The sequence below is a fragment of the Plantactinospora sonchi genome (assembly GCF_036422035.1).
GTDB lineage: Bacteria > Actinomycetota > Actinomycetes > Mycobacteriales > Micromonosporaceae > Plantactinospora > Plantactinospora sonchi.
The window spans coordinates 173276-189497 of record NZ_JAZGQK010000001.1; the positions used below are offsets into that span (position 1 = coordinate 173276).

Consider the following 16222-nt stretch of genomic DNA (forward strand, 5'->3'; position numbering starts at 1 on the left):
GCGACCACGGAAACGTTGTCCCATCGTTACTGTCATGAAACTTACCTTCACGCCTATTTACCTGAATATTTCTTTCAGTACCTCAACCTGCGGGAACGAGACCAGGAGGAAGTCCGATGCGACCAAGGCTCGCGGTGGCCGCGACGAGCACCGCGCTCGTCCTCGCCGCCAGTGCGCTGACCGCCTGCTCGGAGAACACCGGGGACACCGATGACTCCGACAACGGCGGCGGCCGACAGTTCACCAGCTCGATCGCGACCGACCCGAAGGACTCCCAGGGACCGGCGGCGGAGGTGGCCGGGGCGCAGCGCGGCGGCACGCTGAGGGTGATCCAGGAAGAGGACTTCGAACACCTCGACCCGCAGCGCACCTACACGTTCTTCGGGATGTCGATCCAGCAGATGTTCCTCCGGACGCTGACCGTCTTCAGGGAGGACGGCAACGGCAAGGTGCTGCTGGTCGGCGACCTCGCCACCGACGCCGGCAAGGACGTGAACAAAGACTGCAAGACCTGGGAGTACACCCTCAAGGAGGGGGTGAAGTTCGAGGACGGCACGCCGATCAGGGCGGCGGACGTGGCGTACGGGATCGCCCGGTCCTTCGAGGAGACCATCGACGGCGGACCGACGTACATCCAGGAGTGGCTGGCGGACAACCCGACGTACAACACGAACTACAAGGGCCCGTACACCTCGGGTGCCGACACCGTGCCGGGGCTGACCGTCAAGGACGACCGGACCCTGGTCTTCAACTTCGCCAAGCCGCACTGCGACCTGCCGTTCGCGCTCTCGCTGCCGACATCGGTGCCGGTGCCGAAGGCCCAGGACACGAAGACCGACTACGACCGCCGCCCGGTCTCCTCCGGCCCGTACAAGATCAAGGAGTACGCCCGGGACACCCGGTTCGTGCTGGAGCGGAACCCGAACTGGGACCCGAACACCGACCCGCTGCGACACGCCTACCCGGACACCATCGAGGTCGAGATCGGCCCGAACGACCAGGAGGCGACCGAGCGCGCGCTGGCCAGCCGGGACGCGGACGCCGGTGCGGTGGCCTGGGACGAGGTGCCGCAGGCACTGGTCAACCAGGTGCTCGGCGACACCTCCCTGGGTGACCGGGTGCTGCGCGAGACCGCCCCGTCGGTCTGGTACCTGAGCATCAACAACGAACGGATCAAGGACGTCAAGGTACGCCAGGCGATCGCGTATGCGATCGACAAGCAGGGCATCCTCGCCACCCAGGGCGGTGAGGCCTCGGGGCGGGTGACCCACACCCTGCTCGCCGACACCACGATCGGGCAGACCGACTACCCGAACCCGTACGACGGCGGCCCGACCGGCAACCCGGAGAAGGCGAAGGAACTGCTCGGCGGGCAGACACCGAAACTGGTCTTCATGGCCCGGAACAGCGCGTTCGGCCAGCAGACCGCGCCGATCGTCGAGCAGAGCCTGGAACGGGCCGGCTTCGACGTCACCGTGCAGTACGTCGACACCCCGACGCACAACCCGACCGCCCGGACCCGGGGCAACCCGTACGACATCTACCTGTCGAACTGGGCGGCGGACTGGCCGAGCGCGGTCTCGACGATCCCGGTGCTCTGGGACGGGCGCAAGCTCGGTCCGCAGGGCAACTCGAACGTGTCGTACTTCAACGCCGACGACGTGAACGCCGAGATCGACCGGATCAGCAACCTGGCGGCCGGCGAGGCGGGCCCCGAGTGGGCCAAGCTCGACCAGATGATCATGGAGAAGTACGTCCCGGTCGTGCCGATCTACCAGGACAACTCACTCCTGGTGACCGGCGCGAAGGTGGGCGGGCTGCTCATCTCCGACCAGTTCGGCACCCCGGTCTACTACAACGCCCACCTCAAGCCGTAACGGAGTAAGGAAGGGCCCCTTCTTATCGCTTTTTGTATAGGAAGGGGCCCTTCCCAACACCTCAGGCGTCGAGTTCGTGCCATCGGCCGTCGGAGCCCATCCGGAGTCGCTGCGGTGGTCGCATCATCTTCACCAGGTCCTGAAGTCGGGCACGCGCCGCCTGCTCGGCACCGGAGGGATCGGTGAGGTGGAACCCGCGTAGCGGAACAGCGGACGGGTCGACGTCGTCCGGGGCGGGGCGGCCCTCCACGACGAAACCGAACAGGGCGCGCAGCGCCGCCTCGCCGAGTTCGAGGGGATGGAACGGCAGCGGGTACGGGCCCTGGTCCGGCCACCCCGGCACCGGCCGCACCGGGTGATCGCCGGCCCAGTAGGGCAGCTCGAAGTCGTACGGCTCGCCGATGTTCTCCACGATGCCGTCATCCGGCGAGAGACTGAGCGACCGGACCAGACGTCCGTCCTCCCAGACGGCGAACGAGAGCGCGTCGACCATGGAGTGCATGCCGTGCAGCAGGATGCGTCGGCCCGCGCCGAACGCGCGCAGCCGCTCCGGCAGTTCGGACGGACGGTGCGAGGTCAGCCGGCGGTCACACACCACTTCCGCGCCGGCCAGCACCGTCGCGTACGTGACCTCGTCGGGCGGGTACACCCCCTCGGCGAGGGTCGTGTCGTCGTGCCGTGCGACCGAACGGTCCGGGAGGAGCCGACGGACGAGGCGCTCGGCCTCGTCGACAGTGGACGGTGTCGCGCCGCGCAGGACGGAACGGATGTCGCCGTCGGCGAAGGCCAGCAGGGCTGTCTTGGCGCCCATGCGATCCCTTTCGAGGGCCGGGACGGTCCCGGTGCGGACCTGCCCGATCGGAAGGTCAGCGCCAGCCGTACCCGGCGCGTAGCGCCTGCCCGACCCGGTCGAACCGGGACCGGTCCAGGACCGCACCCTCCCGGCGGATGCTGTCCTCCCGCATCGTCAGGACCCGGTCGAGGCGTACCCAGCTCGGCCGGTTGTCCCGGTCCCAGTTGCCGGGGCCGAGCGCCAGCCAGTGCCGCTGGCCGTCCCGCTCGCTCTTGCTGGAGAGCATCAGGCCGAACAGCGTCCGGCTGGCCCGGCCGACCACCAGCACCGGGCGGTCCTTGCCCTGGCGTGGGTCGTCCTCGAACGGCACCCAGGTCCAGACGATCTCGCCCGGGTCGGCCTGCCCGTCCAGCTCGGGCGCGTAGGTCAACTGTCGCCGCTGCAGGGCGGCGAGCTGCCGCCGTCGGGCGACCTGGGCGGGGGTGGGGCCAGCGGTACGCGGTGCGGGGACCCGCCGGGTGATCCGGCTGACGGTCGCGGTCACGCCTCTCCAGAGATTCGCCACGGCGGCACCCTACCCGCCCGCCGTGCCCAGGTCGGCCGGCGGCTCAGGCGCCCGCGCTCCGCGACGGCTTGACCACCCTCGGCGGCTCGTGTTCCCGGCACGCCTGCCGCGCGTCACGCATCATCGGGCTGTCGTTCATCGCGCGTAACCGGTCCGACACCGGAAAGTTGCCGTCGCTGTCAGGATCGGGGAAGTCCGGTACCCCGTTCTCCCGCATGCACGCCGAGTACCGGCGTCGTTGCGCCATCTCCTCGGCCGACAGCGCCGAATCCTGCTCGCCGGCCTTCTGATCCGTCAGCAGTGTTGCGCACGCCTCCGGCACCGGGACGTTGCGGAGGGAATCCGGAAAGGTCCAGTTGCCCTCGTCGTCCCGTACCGGATCCGGGAAGTCGGGGTGCCCATTGGCGCGCATACATTGCGCGACGTCAAGAGCCGAAGGGGGAGTCGTGGTGGGGGTGGGAGCGGCCTGTCCGTTGGGACCGCCGCCGCAGCCGGTCAGCGCGACCAGCATCGCTCCGACCACGACGACCGAAGGCAGATTGCCGAACATCCGGATATTCATGCGTCCAGGCTCCCGACCAGGGTCTCAGGCCGCTTCCCCCAAATGTGGTCACCAGGCACCCGAATCCGGGGGACGGGCCGGCAACCCCCTCGAAAGAGGTGGCCGGAGCCCGACCGTGGAGGGAGGCGGGGCACGGCCCGGTGTCCCAGCATGGAGGCCATGACGGTGGCGGAGGTTCCCTGGTGACGGTGCTCGAGTTGCGGGACGTACACAAGACGTACCCCGGTGAACCTCCGGTCGAGTCGGTACGCGGGGTCAGCCTGACCGTGCAGCGGGGTGACATGCTCGCCGTCCGGGGCGCGTCCGGATCCGGGAAGTCGACGCTGCTGAACCTGATGGCCGCACTGGACCGGCCGACCGCCGGGTCGGTCCGGCTGGCCGGGCAGCCCGTCGAGACGTTGACCGATCGGCAGCTGGCCGACCTGCGTGCCCACCGGATCGGCGTCGTGTTCCAGCAGTTCTTCCTGCTCGAATCCTTGACTGCGGTGGAGAACGTGGCCACCGGCCTGCTCTACCGGGGCGTGCCGGCCGGCCGTCGCCGGGCGGCGGCCGTCGAGGCGCTGGACCGGGTCGGCCTCGGACACCGCGGCCGTCACCGGGTGACCAGGATGTCCGGCGGGGAACGTCAGCGGGTGGCCATCGCCCGTGCACTGGTCGGTCGGCCCGCGATCGTGTTCGCCGATGAACCCACCGGCAACCTCGACTCCGCCACCGGCGCCGACATCCTCGACCTGATCCGCGAACTCAACGCCGAGGGCACCACGTTTGTGATCGTCACCCACGAGGAGGCGGTGGCACAGGCCTGCCGGTCGAGAGTCGTGATGAGCGACGGCCGCCTCGTGGCCTGACCTTCGGTGCCGGGCCATCGTCACGTGCCGCCCTCGGCGGCTCAGTCGTCGTGGTGCAGCGCCTCCCCGAGTGGCACCAGCCCCTGCTGCAGTCCGAAGATCGCCGCCTGCGTCCGGTCCTGGAGATCCAGTTTGGTCAGGATGCTCGACACGTACGACTTCACCGTCTGCTCGCCGAGCGAGAGCGCACGGGCGATCTCCCGGTTCGACCGTCCCCGTGACAGGGCGGCGAGCACGTCGCGCTCACGGGCTGACAACCGCGCCAGCGGCCCGTCCACGTCGTTCGCCCGGACACTGCGTACCAGCAGCGCGGCCACGTCCGGATCGAGTACCGTCCCGCCGACGGCGGCGGCCCGTACCGCCTCGACCACCCGGTCGACCGAGGTGGTCTTCGCCAGGTACGACGCGGCACCGGCGCGGACCGCGTCCAACGCCCGGTCCTCGGCAGGAAACGAGGTCAGCACGATGACGGCGGTGGCGTCGCCCCGCAGGCGCAGGGTGTGCAGCACAGCCATGCCGTCGAGCCCCGGCATCACCATGTCCAGCAGGACCACGTCCGGCCGGAGCACGCCGATCTGGGTGAGCGCGCTGTTCCCGTCGGCGCACTCGCCCACCACCTCGAGGTCGGGCAGCTGACCGAGGGCGAACCGGAGCCCCTGCCGGACCACCTCGTGGTCGTCCACGATCAGGATCCGGATCATGTCGTACCCGTGGGCAGGAGCACCCGTACCGTGGTGCCCTGCTCCGGCCCGCTGACCACGTCGAGTGTGCCGCCGAGTTCGCCGAGGCGTTCACGCATCAGGTCCAGACCCATTCCGTGCCGTCCCGCCGTCTTCCGGGGGTCGAACCCCCGTCCGTCGTCCTGGACCGTCACCGCCACCCGCCCGTCCGTCCCGGTGACCCGAAGTTCGATGCTGTCGGGCCGGCCGTGCCGCAGCGCGTTGCCGAGCGCCTCCTGGACCACCCGCAGCACGGCGTGCTCGACGGGAGCCTCGAGTCGGGGCGGATCGATCTGGGCGGCGATCGAGATGCCGAGCCGCGCCTCGTACGTCCGACACAGCTCGACCAGCGCTTCGGCGAGGCCCGCGTCCTCCAACGCGATGGGACGCAGTTCCAGCAGCAGGGCACGCATCTCCCGCATCGTGCGCGCCAGGGACCGCTCCAGGGAACCGGCCTGGCGTCCCAGTTCGGAACCGGCCGGCAGTGCCTGGCGCAGGCCGCCCGCCACCATGCTGGCCGAGAACAGGTCCTGCGAGATCGAGTCGTGCAACTCCCGCGCGATCCTGGTCCGTTCGGCCCGCCGAGCCTCGGCACCGGCGGCTCTCCGCTCCGTGTGCACGGCCGCGTCCAGCCGCTCGGCCATCGAGTTGAACGCCTGCTCCAACCGGCCCACCTCGTCGCCTCCGGATACCGGAAGCCGCGTCCTCAGCTCACCGTCGGCCATCGCCGAGGTCGCCTCGGCCAGCTTGCGGATCCGGCGGATCAGGCGGCCCGTGCTGGCCAGTCCGAACAACGCGCCAACCGGAAGCAGCAGGATCAGGACGATCACCCCGGGCAGGAGCAGGGACACGATGCCCTGGCTGGCGCCGGTTCCGAACCCCGGCCGGCTCTCTCTGCGGGACACATCGCCGGTCGAGACGTCCGCCTTGCCGGCGTGCAGGGACTTGACCTCCGACACCACCACGGCGTACGCGATGCCCATCACCCGCCGGTCGCCCGTCCGGTCGGTGATCTCCACCGGCCTGCTGGCCCAGCCCGCCGGCTGCCCGTTCATCCGCGTCCGGCCGCTACTTGCCGACGGGTTGACCGCCTCGGCGGGGAGCCGGGAGTCGCGGGCGAGGAAGGTCGCCGGCTCGCTCCCGACCACCCGCCCGTCCACGGTCGCCAGCACCTGCGCCACATCGGCGTGTTCGGCGCCCTCCCGCTGCACGCTGTCCGGAATTCCGCCGGCCTCGACCACCGTGACCAGCAGTGCCTCGTCCCCGGCGCCGGGTTCCCGCACCGCGGCGATGCCCACCTTGCGGCCCGCCACGGTGGCCATCTCCAGTGCCAGGTTCTCCACCTTGGACTGGAGCATCTGGTCCGCGATCTCGACCATTCGTCGTTGTGCCTGCTCGGCACTTTCCGTCGCGGACCGGATCCGCGGAGCCATCGTGGCCAACAGAACGGCCTCGACAACCAGCACGGCGGCCGCCGACACGAGTACGTACGACACGGCCATCCGGGAGCGCAGGCCGAAACGGGAGAACATTGACCGCCTCCAGGGGAAAGGAGTCGCCCCGGCCCAGGCTACCCAGCGGAGGCGTCGATGCGAGCCCTCCGAATCCCCGAAAAAGAGGGTGCACGGGCACCTCTTCCGGGGGAGGTGGCGGGACGCCGACCGGGGGCATCGTGTCGGCATGACCGGACTGCACGACCCCGCCGAATGCGCACACCGCCCCGAGGAGACCCGACTGACCCGACGCCGGGGGTCGGTGACGTGAGCCGCGGACGTGGGACGGTCGTGACGGCGGTCGCGCTCGCCGTCGGGGTGGCCGGCGCGGCCGCGTTCCTGCTCACCAACGGCCGGATCGGGGGCCGGGAAACGCCTCCGGCTGTCACGGTGACCACGGGGGCGGCCGACGTACTGCGGGCGGATGTCGCCGAGCGCGCCACCGTCAATGGCACGTTGGGCTACGCGGACACGTACCAGGTGATCGCGCCGGGTCCGGGCGTTCTCACCCGGCTGGCGGCCGTCGGCCGGGTCGTCCGTCGGGGTGAGGGCCTGTACGAGATCAACGGCAGGCGGGTGGTGTTGATGTACGGCGGTCGCCCCGCGTGGCGGACGTTCGAGGTCGGCATGACCAACGGCGCCGACGTCCAGCAGTTGGAGACCAACCTCAGAGAACTCGGCCACGGCGAGCGGCTGAGCGTGGACCGGCACTTCAGCATCGCGACCTACTACGCGGTGCGGCGTTGGCAGCAGGCCGCCGGCCTGGCGGTGACCGGCTCGATCCCGCTCGGGGAGGTGGTGTTCATGCCAGAGGCGATCCGGGTCGGCGGACACGACCTGGCGCTGGGCGTACCGGTCCAGCCGGGCGCGCTGGTCGTACACGCCACAAGCGCGCGGCCCGCGATCAGCATCCGACTCTCGCCGCAGCAGTTGCCGACCGCTGAGGTGGGCGATCCGGTTTTGGTGACCCTGCCGGACGGAACGACACGTGGTGCGGAGATGACCCACATCGGCACCGCGGCGGCCGCCTCCGGCGGATCAACCGGCGACGCCGACCCGGACGGTGCCGATCCGGACGGGTCGACGGTGCCGGCGACGGTACGGATGGACGGAGTGGCCACCGACTACCTGGACCAGACACAGGTCCAGGTGGCGATCACCGTCGAGGCCCGTCGGAACGTCCTGGCGGTGCCGATCACCGCGTTGAGTGCCGTGCCCGGCGGCGAGTACGAGGTGGTCGTCGTGGACGGGGCGGCGACCCGGCGGGTACCTGTCCGGACCGGCCTTTTCGACGAGGTCGCCGGGCTGGTCGAGGTGGACGGGGCGGGCCTGGTCGAAGGCCAGAAGGTGCGGGTCCCCCGTGACGACGCGTGACACACCCCGCAGCAGACTGCGCGCCGGGGACCTGCTGCCGACCGGCACCCTCGGACTCCGTTCGCGCACATTTCGGGCGGTGCTGTCGGGCCTGGGCATCGCGATCGGCATCGCCTCGATCGTCGCGGTGCTCGGGGTGACCCGGTCCAGCCAGTCCCATCTGCTGGCCCAGATCGAGCGGCTCGGCACGAACCTGCTGACCGTCGGCAACGGAACAGACCGGGACGGCGGGGAGGTCCGGCTTCCGACCATGGCCACGCCGATGATCCGCGACGTTCCCGCCGTGCTGTCCGTGGCGCCGACAGCCAAACTGGACGACGTCGACGTCTACCGCAACGACCACGTACCCGCCGGGCGAACCGGCGGGCGCGCGGTACGAACCTGCGATGCCTCGTTGCTTGCCACTCTCGACGGGGCGCTGCTCACGGGCCGGTTCCTGGACGCCAGCCCGTATCCCGTCACCGTCCTCGGCTACGAGGCCGCCACCACCCTTGGGATCAATGACGTCGACGGTGGCCCACGGGTGTGGCTCGGGGACCACTGGTACACCGTCGTCGGGATCCTCATGCCCTTTCCGCTCGCCCCGGAGATCGACCAGTCCGCGCTCGTGTCGTTCGCCTCGGCCGAGCGCTTCCTCGGGTATGACGGTCATCCGAGCCGGCTGTACGTCCGCGCCGATCCGGACCACGTGAGCGAGGTGGCCGGCCTGCTCGCCGGTGCGGCCAATCCCGTCGACCCTCCGCAGGTGGAGGTCAGCCGGCCGTCGGACGCGCTGACCGCCCAGCTCGCGGTCAAGGAGGCGGGGGCGGGCCTGTTCCTCGGCCTCAGCGCGATCGCACTGCTCGTCGGCGCGATCGGTATCGCCAACGTCATGGTGATCTCCGTGCTGGAACGACGTACCGAGATCGGGTTGCGTCGGGCCCTCGGCGCGGCGCGTGGCCACGTCGCGGCCCAGTTCCTCACCGAGTCACTTGTCCTGTCCGGCCTCGGCGGTGGTGCCGGCATCCTGATCGGTACCGCGGTGACAGTCGCGATGTCGGCCAGCCACGGTTGGGCCGTGCTGATTCCGCCCGAGGCGCTCTGGGGTGGGGCCGTTGTCTCGGTCGCCGCCGGCGCGATCGCGGGACTCTATCCGGCGCTGCGCGCCGCCAACGTCCCGCCCACCGACGCCCTGCGGACGGCCTGACGGGCCCGGAGTGGCTGACCGAACCGGGCCTGCGGCATCCACGGCACCGGGACCGACGTGACCGGGCGCGGGAACCGAACTGTGCGGCCTGCGTGCCGCCCAAGCCCACGCGGCCGCGTCGACGACCAGCGGATCTCGGTGCACCTGGTCCCGGTGACCGGGTCAGACCGCCGGTGTCCAGCCGGGGTCGCGACCGGCGAGGCCGAGAGCCCGGTCGAGCGCGGGGGCGTCGGGTGGAACGGCCACCACCGGGCCGAACAGTCCGGTACGGCCGGCCGCGTTCTCCGGTCGCGCGGCCTCGGTGGTGAACCCGAGGACCGCCTCGGTGCTGACCGGGTCGCAGTTGAACGGCTGTCCGGTGGCCCGGGCCAGGTCCCAGCCGTGCAGCACCAGCTCGTCCAGGGCGACCACGCCCATCACCTCGCCCGGCAACGTCGCGCCGCCCACGCTGGTCATGCCCTCCCAGGCCGCCGGATCCCGCCAGGCCTCGACCAGTTCGGCGAGCCGCTGGGGGAGCAGGGTCCGCCACTGCGGGTCGAGGTGCTCCGCGCTCGGCGGTGCTGGCGGCCCGGAAACGCCGGGCGACTCGTTCCCGCCGGTCTTGCGGGCCCCCCAGGTGAAGGCGAGGGACAGCCCGAGCACGTGGTCGAGCAGCGCGCCGACCGAGGTGTCGGCGCACGGGGTCGGATGGTGCAGTCGGTCGTCGCTCACACCGTCCAGGAGTCGGACGATCTCCCGGGCGGCCGGGGCCAGGTCCAGCACGTGGCAGTTCCCCTCTGGACGCACGCCGTGGTGGAGCGGCCGACGGCCGCCACCCGGCGTCGCTGGTCGGGTTTTCGTCCGGAGGCTAACCGTCGGCACCGACATTGTCGGCGCACCGTCGCGCGCCGGGAGTCGACGAGCCGGCCGCTCAATTGGTCCACGGTGATTGCCGGGGCTCGACCGGATGGGGCCACTCGTTCCGAGATTGTTACTGGCGCCAATCGGTTTGTTATGGAAACCTGTTGGCATGACTTCCGATGCGGTTCCTGCCGGCGGTGACCCCCGCCGGCTGCTGGCTGACTCGCGCGACCTCGCACGGCGGGTCCGTCTCGCCCAGCGCGTGACGTGGTTGCCGCTGCTGGTGCTGGCCGTGGTGTCTTTCGGCGCGATCCTCGTCTACCGGTTCGGCCGTGTGGTCGAGTTCGACTGCCAGCCGGTGGCCGGCGGTCAGTTGTGCAAGGTCTGGTACCAGGCCGCGACCATCTATTGGTGGACGGCGCTGGTGCTGGCGTACGTGGTGATCGTCATCGGGTACCGGCGGGTCGCCTCGGCCCGGGGCCTGGGCAGCCGGGTGGCGCCGTACGCCATTGTGGGCATCGCGCTGCTCGCCCTGTTCACCGCCGTCTGGCAGGTGCGAACGCATTACCTCCCGCTGCCCGACCCCGCGGGTCCCCCACCCTGGTCCGTCCTCGCGCTGGCCCGCCTGACTGACTTCACCGGCTCGATCGGGCTGGCGCTGCTGGTGCTGGCCTGGTTGGAACGCCACCCCGCGCTGCTGCTGTTCGCCCTCGGGTACCTGACGGTGGTCGTGGTGCCGGTCAACTTCGGCTGGGGAGTCCACTGGGGTCCCCATTGGCAGTTCGCGCCGATGCTGGTCGTCAGCGGCGGTGTACTGCTGCTGGGCAGTGCCGGCTTCGCGCTGGCACAACGGTCGCGGCGGTCCCGGTGACCGGCCCCATCGACACCTCCGTGCCGGACGGGACCGAATCCCCGCATCCGGTCACCGGGCTCGACGACGTGGTGCACCAGCGGGTCCGGCTCGGCATCCTCACCATCGCGCACGAGGCCCGCCGGGTGGAGTTCGGCTACCTGCGTACCCAGTTGGAACTGACCGCCGGGAACCTCTCCCAGCACCTGGGCGTGCTGGAGACGGCCGGTCTGGTCGAGATCGAGAAGGGCTACGCCGGGCGGCGTGGTCGGACCTGGATCACCCTCACTCCGGCGGGCAACACCGCGCTCGTCGAGGAGATCACGCGACTGAAGCAACTCATCGCCCGCGTCGAGACGACAAACGGCCGGTAGCGACCAGGGTCGCGCCCTCAACCGGGGCCGGCCCGGTGTGCGGACAGCCGCGCGTCGCCGCGCCTCGCGCACAACCTTCCATCCGGCGTACGGCCGGCGCCCAACCAGCGCCGGCCGTGGCGGGGCGGAACTCAGCCGATACGGGTCAGCAGATTGCGCAGCCAGACCGGCCACCGGTGACTGTCGTACACCTGCTCGGGGACCAGGTACCGCTCCTCGTCGACCCGACGGATCACCTCGTCCCTCACCGGCAGCAGGACAAACTCGACGCTGAACGGGCGCAGTGACCGACCCAGTGAACGTTCGATCTCGTACGCGATGTTGCCGGTCACCGACGATGCCGGAGGGTGCCGCTCGAACCCCCGGTTCCGTCGGGCGGTGTGCCAGTCCAGCGCCTCCCCCGAGCGTAGGGCGACGATCCGACGCAGCGTCGGGTACGGCGCCAGGCCGAGCGGGTCAGGGGTGTCGTATGCCGGTTCCAGGGTGTTCTCGGGGCGTACCGGCTGTCGGGTGGGGTTGACCAGGGATAGCCACCAGCCGAGCCACTCCTCCCCGAGCACCTCGTCGGGCGTCTCGCCGCTCCGGGCGGGAGCCGGTGGCTGGCCGGCCGGCCGGGTCGGGGCCGCTGGCTCGTCGAAATCGAGCGGCCCGGGCACCAGCCGGTGCGCCGGCGGGTCGATCCGCTCGGCCGCCCGCATCCACAGTGCACAGTCGAGCAGATAGTCCCACCTGCGGATGCCCATCCGCCAGGAGATCGGGCCACGGCGCACCACGCGACTCCTCCCGCCGACCGACATCGGTCAGCGTAGTTCGCCGACCAAAACGTCGGAGCGGTGCCGGAATCGCGCGGACCGCCGTGCCGGATGTCGGGGGCCGGCTCGCCCGCGACGGGATCAAGCCTGACCGCCCAGAGCGGGGGAGCCGGCCCCCGACCCCACCGCACCCACCCGCCGCAGGGCGGACCGCACCCACCCGCCGGGCAGCCAACCGCACCCGGCACCGCACGGGCGGCGAGTCGCACTCACCCGTACCGAACCGGCTCAGACCTCCGGCTCGTAGGACAGATTCGGGCGCAGCCAGCGCTCGACCTCGGCGACGTCGAGCCCGACCCGTGCCGCGTAGTCCTCGATCTGGTCCCGACCCAGCCGTCCCACGGTGAAGTACCGGGACGCCGGATGGCCGAAGTAGAGCCCGCTGACCGCCGCGGCGGGAGTCATCGCGTACGACTCGGTCAGCCCGATGCCGACCGAATCGGCGTCGAGCAGGTCGAACAGCCGCTGCTTCAGGCTGTGGTCGGGACTGGCCGGGTAGCCGAGCGCGGGACGGATCCCCCGGAACCGTTCGGCGTGCAGGTCCTCGATCGCCGGGTCGGCGTCCGGCTCGTACCACTCGCGGCGGGCCCGCAGGTGCAGGTACTCGGCGAACGCCTCGGCGAGCCGGTCGGCGAGCGCCTTCACCATGATCGCCCGGTAGTCGTCGTGCCGGGCCTCGTAGCCGGCGGCCAGTTCCTCGGCGCCGTGGATCGCCACCGCGAAGCCGCCGAGGTGGTCGCCGGCCGGGGCGACGTAGTCCGCCAGGCTCCGGTTGGGCCGGCCGGCCGGCTTGGCGGTCTGTTGACGCAGCATCGGGAACCGGACGCCGTCGCCCGCACCCGCGAGCACGATGTCGTCGCCGTCCGAGTGGGCCGGCCAGAAGCCGTACGTGCCGACCGCCCGCAGCGAGCCGTCCGCGATGATCTGGTCGAGCATCGTGTTGGCGTCGTCGTAGAGTTCCCGGGCCACCGGCTGGTCGAGGATCGCCGGGAACTTCCCCTTCAACTCCCAGGCGAGGAAGAGGAACTGCCAGTCGATCATCTCGCGGAGCGTGGTCAGTTCCGGCCGGACCGTCCGTACGCCGGTGAAGGCGGGCACCGGCAGTTCGTCGAAGGAGACTTGCTCCCGGTTGGCCCGGGCCTGCCCGAGGTTGAGCAGGGCCACCCGTTCCCGGGTCTCGTGCTGCTCACGCAGCCGCTGCTGCTCCTCCCGGTTGCGGGTGTCGAGTTCCTCGGCCCGTTCCGGGTTGAGCAGGTCCGAGACCACCCCGACCACCCGGGACGCGTCGAGCACGTGCACGGTGCTGCCGTCGTACGCGGGGGCGATCCGTACCGCGGTGTGCTGGCGCGAGGTGGTGGCCCCGCCGATCAGCAACGGCAGCTTCAGCCCGCGTCGCTGCATCTCGGCGGCGACCCCGACCATCTCGTCCAGGGAGGGGGTGATCAGGCCGGAGAGCCCGATCGCGTCGGCGCCCTCGGCGACCGCGGTGTCCAGGATCTTCGCGGCCGGCACCAGCACACCGAGGTCGACGACCTCGTAGTTGTTGCAGCCGAGCACCACCCCGACGATGTTCTTGCCGATGTCGTGCACGTCGCCCTTGACCGTCGCCAGCACCACCTTGCCCTGGCCACGGCCGGTGTCGAGCCGCCCCTCCGCCCGGGCCTGCTCCTTCTCCGCCTCCATGTACGGCTCCAGGTAGGCGACCGAACGCTTCATCACCCGCGCCGACTTCACCACCTGGGGCAGGAACATCTTGCCGGAGCCGAAGAGGTCACCGACGATCTTCATGCCGGCCATCAGCGGGCCCTCGATCACCTCGAGCGGGCGGGTCACCTGCTTGCGGGCCTCCTCGGTGTCCTCCTCGATGAAGTCGACGATGCCGTGCACCAGCGCGTACGACAGCCGTTCCTCGACCGGGTTCTCCCGCCAGGAGAGGTCCACCGCGCGCTTGGTGCCGGAGCCGCTGACCGTCGAGGCGAAGGTGACCAGCCGGTCGGTGGCGTCCGGACGACGGTCGAAGATCACGTCCTCGACGAGTTCCAGCAGGTCGGCCGGGATGTCCTGGTAGACGGCGAGCTGGCCGGCGTTGACGATGCCCATGTCCAGTCCGGCCCGTACGGCGTGGAACAGGAACGCCGAGTGCATCGCCTCGCGTACCACGTCGTTGCCGCGGAACGAGAACGACAGGTTGGAGATGCCGCCGCTGGTCCGGGCCCCGGGGCAGCGCTGCTTGATCAACGGCAGCGCGTCGATGAACGCCTTCGCGTACCCGTTGTGCTCGGCGATGCCGGTGGCGACGGCGAGCACGTTCGGGTCGAAGATGATGTCCTCCGGCGGGAAGCCCGCCTCGTTCACCAGCAGGTCGTACGCCCGGGCGCAGATCTCCACCTTGCGCTCGGTGGTGTCGGCCTGACCGAGTTCGTCGAAGGCCATCACCACCACACCGGCGCCGTAGTCGCGGATCTTGCGGGCCTGGGCGAGGAACACCTCCTCGCCCTCCTTCAGGCTGATCGAGTTGACCACGCCCTTGCCCTGGACGCACTTGAGCCCGGCCTCCAGCACGCTCCATCGCGAGCTGTCGACCATGAGCGGGATCCGGGCGACCTCCGGCTCGGTCGCGATCAGGTTGAGGAAGGTCGTCATCGCCCGCTCGCTGTCGAGCAGGTCGGCGTCCATGTTGACGTCCAGGATGTTGGCGCCGCCGCGTACCTGTTCCAGCGCGACGTCGACGGCGGCCTGGTGGTTGTCGCCCTCGATCAGCCGGCGGAACTTCGCCGAACCGGTGACGTTGGTCCGCTCGCCGATCATGACGAAGCCGGTGTCCGGGCCGATCGCGAACGGCTCCAGCCCGCTGAACCGGGTCTGGGCGGTCGGCGCCGGCACCGGGCGCGGCGGCTGTTCGGCGACCACGGCGGCGATCTGCGCGATGTGCTCGGGGCTGGTGCCACAGCAGCCGCCGACGATGTTGACCATGCCCGCGTCGACGAACTCGCGGATCAGCTGCCCGGTCTCCGCCGGCTGCTGGTCGTAGCCGCCGAACGCGTTCGGCAGCCCGGCGTTGGGGTGGCAGGCGACGTAGGTGTTGGCGAGCCGGGAGAGTTCCGCGACGTGCGGACGCATCTCGGCGGCGCCGAGTGAACAGTTGACCCCGACGGCCAGCGGCTCGGCGTGCGCGACCGAACTCCAGAACGCCTCGACGGTCTGACCCGACAGGGTCCGGCCACTCAGGTCGACGATGGTCACCGAGATCCACAGCGGCAGATCGGGGGCGACCTCGCGAGCGGCGGCGACGGCCGCCTTCGCGTTCAGCGTGTCGAAGATGGTTTCGATCAGCAGGATGTCGACGCCGCCCTCGGCGAGCGCGGCGATCTGCTCCGCGTACGCCGCCTTGACCTGGTCGAAGGTGACCGCCCGGTAGGCCGGGTCCTCGACGCTGGGGGAGAGCGAGAGGGTCACGTTCAGCGGCCCGACCGAGCCGGCCACGAACTTGCCGCCCGCCTCGTCGGCGGCCTGCCGGGCCAGCTGCGCGCCGCGCAGGTTCATCTGGTGGACCAGCGACTGGAGGCCGTAGTCGGCCTGCGCGATGCTCGTCGCGGTGAAGGTGTTCGTCGAGGTGATGTCCGCGCCGGACGCCAGGTAGCGCCGGTGTACGTCGAGGATCACGTCCGGCCGGGTCAGGTTCAGCAGGTCCGGGTCGCCGGTGACGTCGTGCGAGTGGTCGGTGAGCAGGTCACCCCGGTAGTCGGCCGGAGTCAGCCCGGCGCCCTGCAACATCGTGCCCCAGGCGCCGTCGAGCACCACGATCCGCTGGCCCAGCAGCTGCCGCAGCGCGGCGACCCGGGACGCCCGCTCGTCCGCGTTACGTGACGTCAGCTCGTCAGTGCCGCTCGGCGTTGTGCTCACGTGACCACCTCCGTTGTGGGAACGGA

Annotated in this window: 14 protein-coding genes; 6 read left to right on the forward strand and 8 right to left on the reverse strand. The window is 70.8% G+C overall.

What is annotated here, in order from left to right; translation table 11 throughout:
- Positions 1 to 116: 116 nt before the first annotated feature.
- Entirely contained in the window at positions 117 to 1877 is a 1761-nt protein-coding gene (locus V1633_RS00810; protein ID WP_331212134.1) for an ABC transporter substrate-binding protein, read from the forward strand.
- Positions 1878 to 1938: 61 nt separating this feature from the next.
- Here the strand turns inward: V1633_RS00810 and V1633_RS00815 are convergent, their stop codons facing one another.
- Genes V1633_RS00815 through V1633_RS00825 form a run of 3 tightly spaced genes read right to left on the reverse strand, consistent with a single transcriptional unit; the run spans position 1939 to position 3797 of the window.
- Complete coding sequence (locus V1633_RS00815; RefSeq protein WP_331212135.1) at positions 1939 to 2688, reverse strand: DUF6928 family protein; 750 nt, start codon at positions 2686 to 2688, stop codon at positions 1939 to 1941.
- Positions 2689 to 2743: 55 nt separating this feature from the next.
- On the reverse strand, positions 2744 to 3235 hold the full coding sequence (locus V1633_RS00820; protein WP_331212136.1) for a type II toxin-antitoxin system PemK/MazF family toxin: 492 nt from the start codon (positions 3233 to 3235) through the stop codon (positions 2744 to 2746).
- A gap of 43 nt (positions 3236 to 3278) precedes the next feature.
- Positions 3279 to 3797, reverse strand: coding sequence for a hypothetical protein (locus tag V1633_RS00825; RefSeq protein ID WP_331212137.1), 519 nt, complete (start codon positions 3795 to 3797; stop codon positions 3279 to 3281).
- Between the two features lie 182 nt (positions 3798 to 3979).
- Between V1633_RS00825 and V1633_RS00830 the strand changes: the two genes are divergently transcribed.
- Positions 3980 to 4645 (forward strand): ABC transporter ATP-binding protein, encoded by a 666-nt coding sequence (locus V1633_RS00830; protein WP_331212138.1) that lies wholly within the window; start codon positions 3980 to 3982, stop codon positions 4643 to 4645.
- Positions 4646 to 4686: 41 nt separating this feature from the next.
- On the opposite strand, the gene V1633_RS00835 is transcribed toward V1633_RS00830, so the two are convergent.
- Both V1633_RS00835 and V1633_RS00840 read right to left on the reverse strand, forming a co-directional pair.
- Complete coding sequence (locus tag V1633_RS00835; protein ID WP_331212139.1) at positions 4687 to 5346, reverse strand: response regulator transcription factor; 660 nt, start codon at positions 5344 to 5346, stop codon at positions 4687 to 4689.
- Positions 5343 to 6896, reverse strand: coding sequence for a HAMP domain-containing sensor histidine kinase (locus tag V1633_RS00840; RefSeq protein ID WP_331212140.1), 1554 nt, complete (start codon positions 6894 to 6896; stop codon positions 5343 to 5345). The genes V1633_RS00835 and V1633_RS00840 overlap by 4 nt, the downstream gene beginning before the upstream one ends.
- A 228-nt stretch (positions 6897 to 7124) precedes the next feature.
- Between V1633_RS00840 and V1633_RS00845 the strand changes: the two genes are divergently transcribed.
- Positions 7125 to 8231, forward strand: a complete 1107-nt coding sequence (locus V1633_RS00845) for a peptidoglycan-binding domain-containing protein (RefSeq protein WP_331212141.1) — start codon at positions 7125 to 7127, stop codon at positions 8229 to 8231.
- On the forward strand, positions 8218 to 9417 hold the full coding sequence (locus V1633_RS00850; RefSeq protein ID WP_331212142.1) for an ABC transporter permease: 1200 nt from the start codon (positions 8218 to 8220) through the stop codon (positions 9415 to 9417). Before V1633_RS00845 ends, V1633_RS00850 begins: the two co-directional genes overlap by 14 nt.
- Before the next feature lie 162 nt (positions 9418 to 9579).
- On the opposite strand, the gene V1633_RS00855 is transcribed toward V1633_RS00850, so the two are convergent.
- Positions 9580 to 10179: a TIGR03086 family metal-binding protein gene (locus V1633_RS00855; protein ID WP_331212143.1), complete on the reverse strand. Its 600-nt coding sequence runs from the start codon at positions 10177 to 10179 to the stop codon at positions 9580 to 9582.
- A gap of 247 nt (positions 10180 to 10426) precedes the next feature.
- On the opposite strand from V1633_RS00855, the gene V1633_RS00860 reads away from it, so the two are divergent.
- Positions 10427 to 11128 carry a hypothetical protein gene (locus V1633_RS00860; RefSeq protein ID WP_331212144.1) on the forward strand — a complete coding sequence of 234 codons (702 nt, stop codon included), beginning with the start codon at positions 10427 to 10429 and terminating at the stop codon, positions 11126 to 11128.
- Entirely contained in the window at positions 11125 to 11481 is a 357-nt protein-coding gene (locus V1633_RS00865; protein ID WP_331212145.1) for a transcriptional regulator, read from the forward strand. The genes V1633_RS00860 and V1633_RS00865 overlap by 4 nt, the downstream gene beginning before the upstream one ends.
- A 131-nt stretch (positions 11482 to 11612) precedes the next feature.
- On the opposite strand, the gene V1633_RS00870 is transcribed toward V1633_RS00865, so the two are convergent.
- A complete protein-coding gene (locus V1633_RS00870) occupies positions 11613 to 12251 on the reverse strand; it encodes a hypothetical protein (RefSeq protein WP_331212146.1) in 639 nt (212 codons plus the stop codon).
- A 270-nt stretch (positions 12252 to 12521) separates the two neighbouring features.
- Complete coding sequence (gene metH, locus V1633_RS00875) at positions 12522 to 16166, reverse strand: methionine synthase (protein ID WP_331212395.1); 3645 nt, start codon at positions 16164 to 16166, stop codon at positions 12522 to 12524.
- Between the last annotated feature and the right edge of the window lie 56 nt (positions 16167 to 16222).

What these genes read in the sequence shown, in the direction of transcription:
- V1633_RS00815 (WP_331212135.1), bottom strand. Translation starts at nt 2,688, where the DNA reads ATGGGCGCCAAGACAGCCCTGCTGGCCTTCGCCGACGGCGACATCCGT.
- V1633_RS00835 (WP_331212139.1), bottom strand. Translation starts at nt 5,346, where the DNA reads ATGATCCGGATCCTGATCGTGGACGACCACGAGGTGGTCCGGCAGGGG.
- V1633_RS00860 (WP_331212144.1), top strand. Translation starts at nt 10,427, where the DNA reads ATGACTTCCGATGCGGTTCCTGCCGGCGGTGACCCCCGCCGGCTGCTG.
- V1633_RS00825 (WP_331212137.1), bottom strand. Translation starts at nt 3,797, where the DNA reads ATGAATATCCGGATGTTCGGCAATCTGCCTTCGGTCGTCGTGGTCGGA.
- V1633_RS00840 (WP_331212140.1), bottom strand. Translation starts at nt 6,896, where the DNA reads ATGTTCTCCCGTTTCGGCCTGCGCTCCCGGATGGCCGTGTCGTACGTA.
- V1633_RS00810 (WP_331212134.1), top strand. Translation starts at nt 117, where the DNA reads ATGCGACCAAGGCTCGCGGTGGCCGCGACGAGCACCGCGCTCGTCCTC.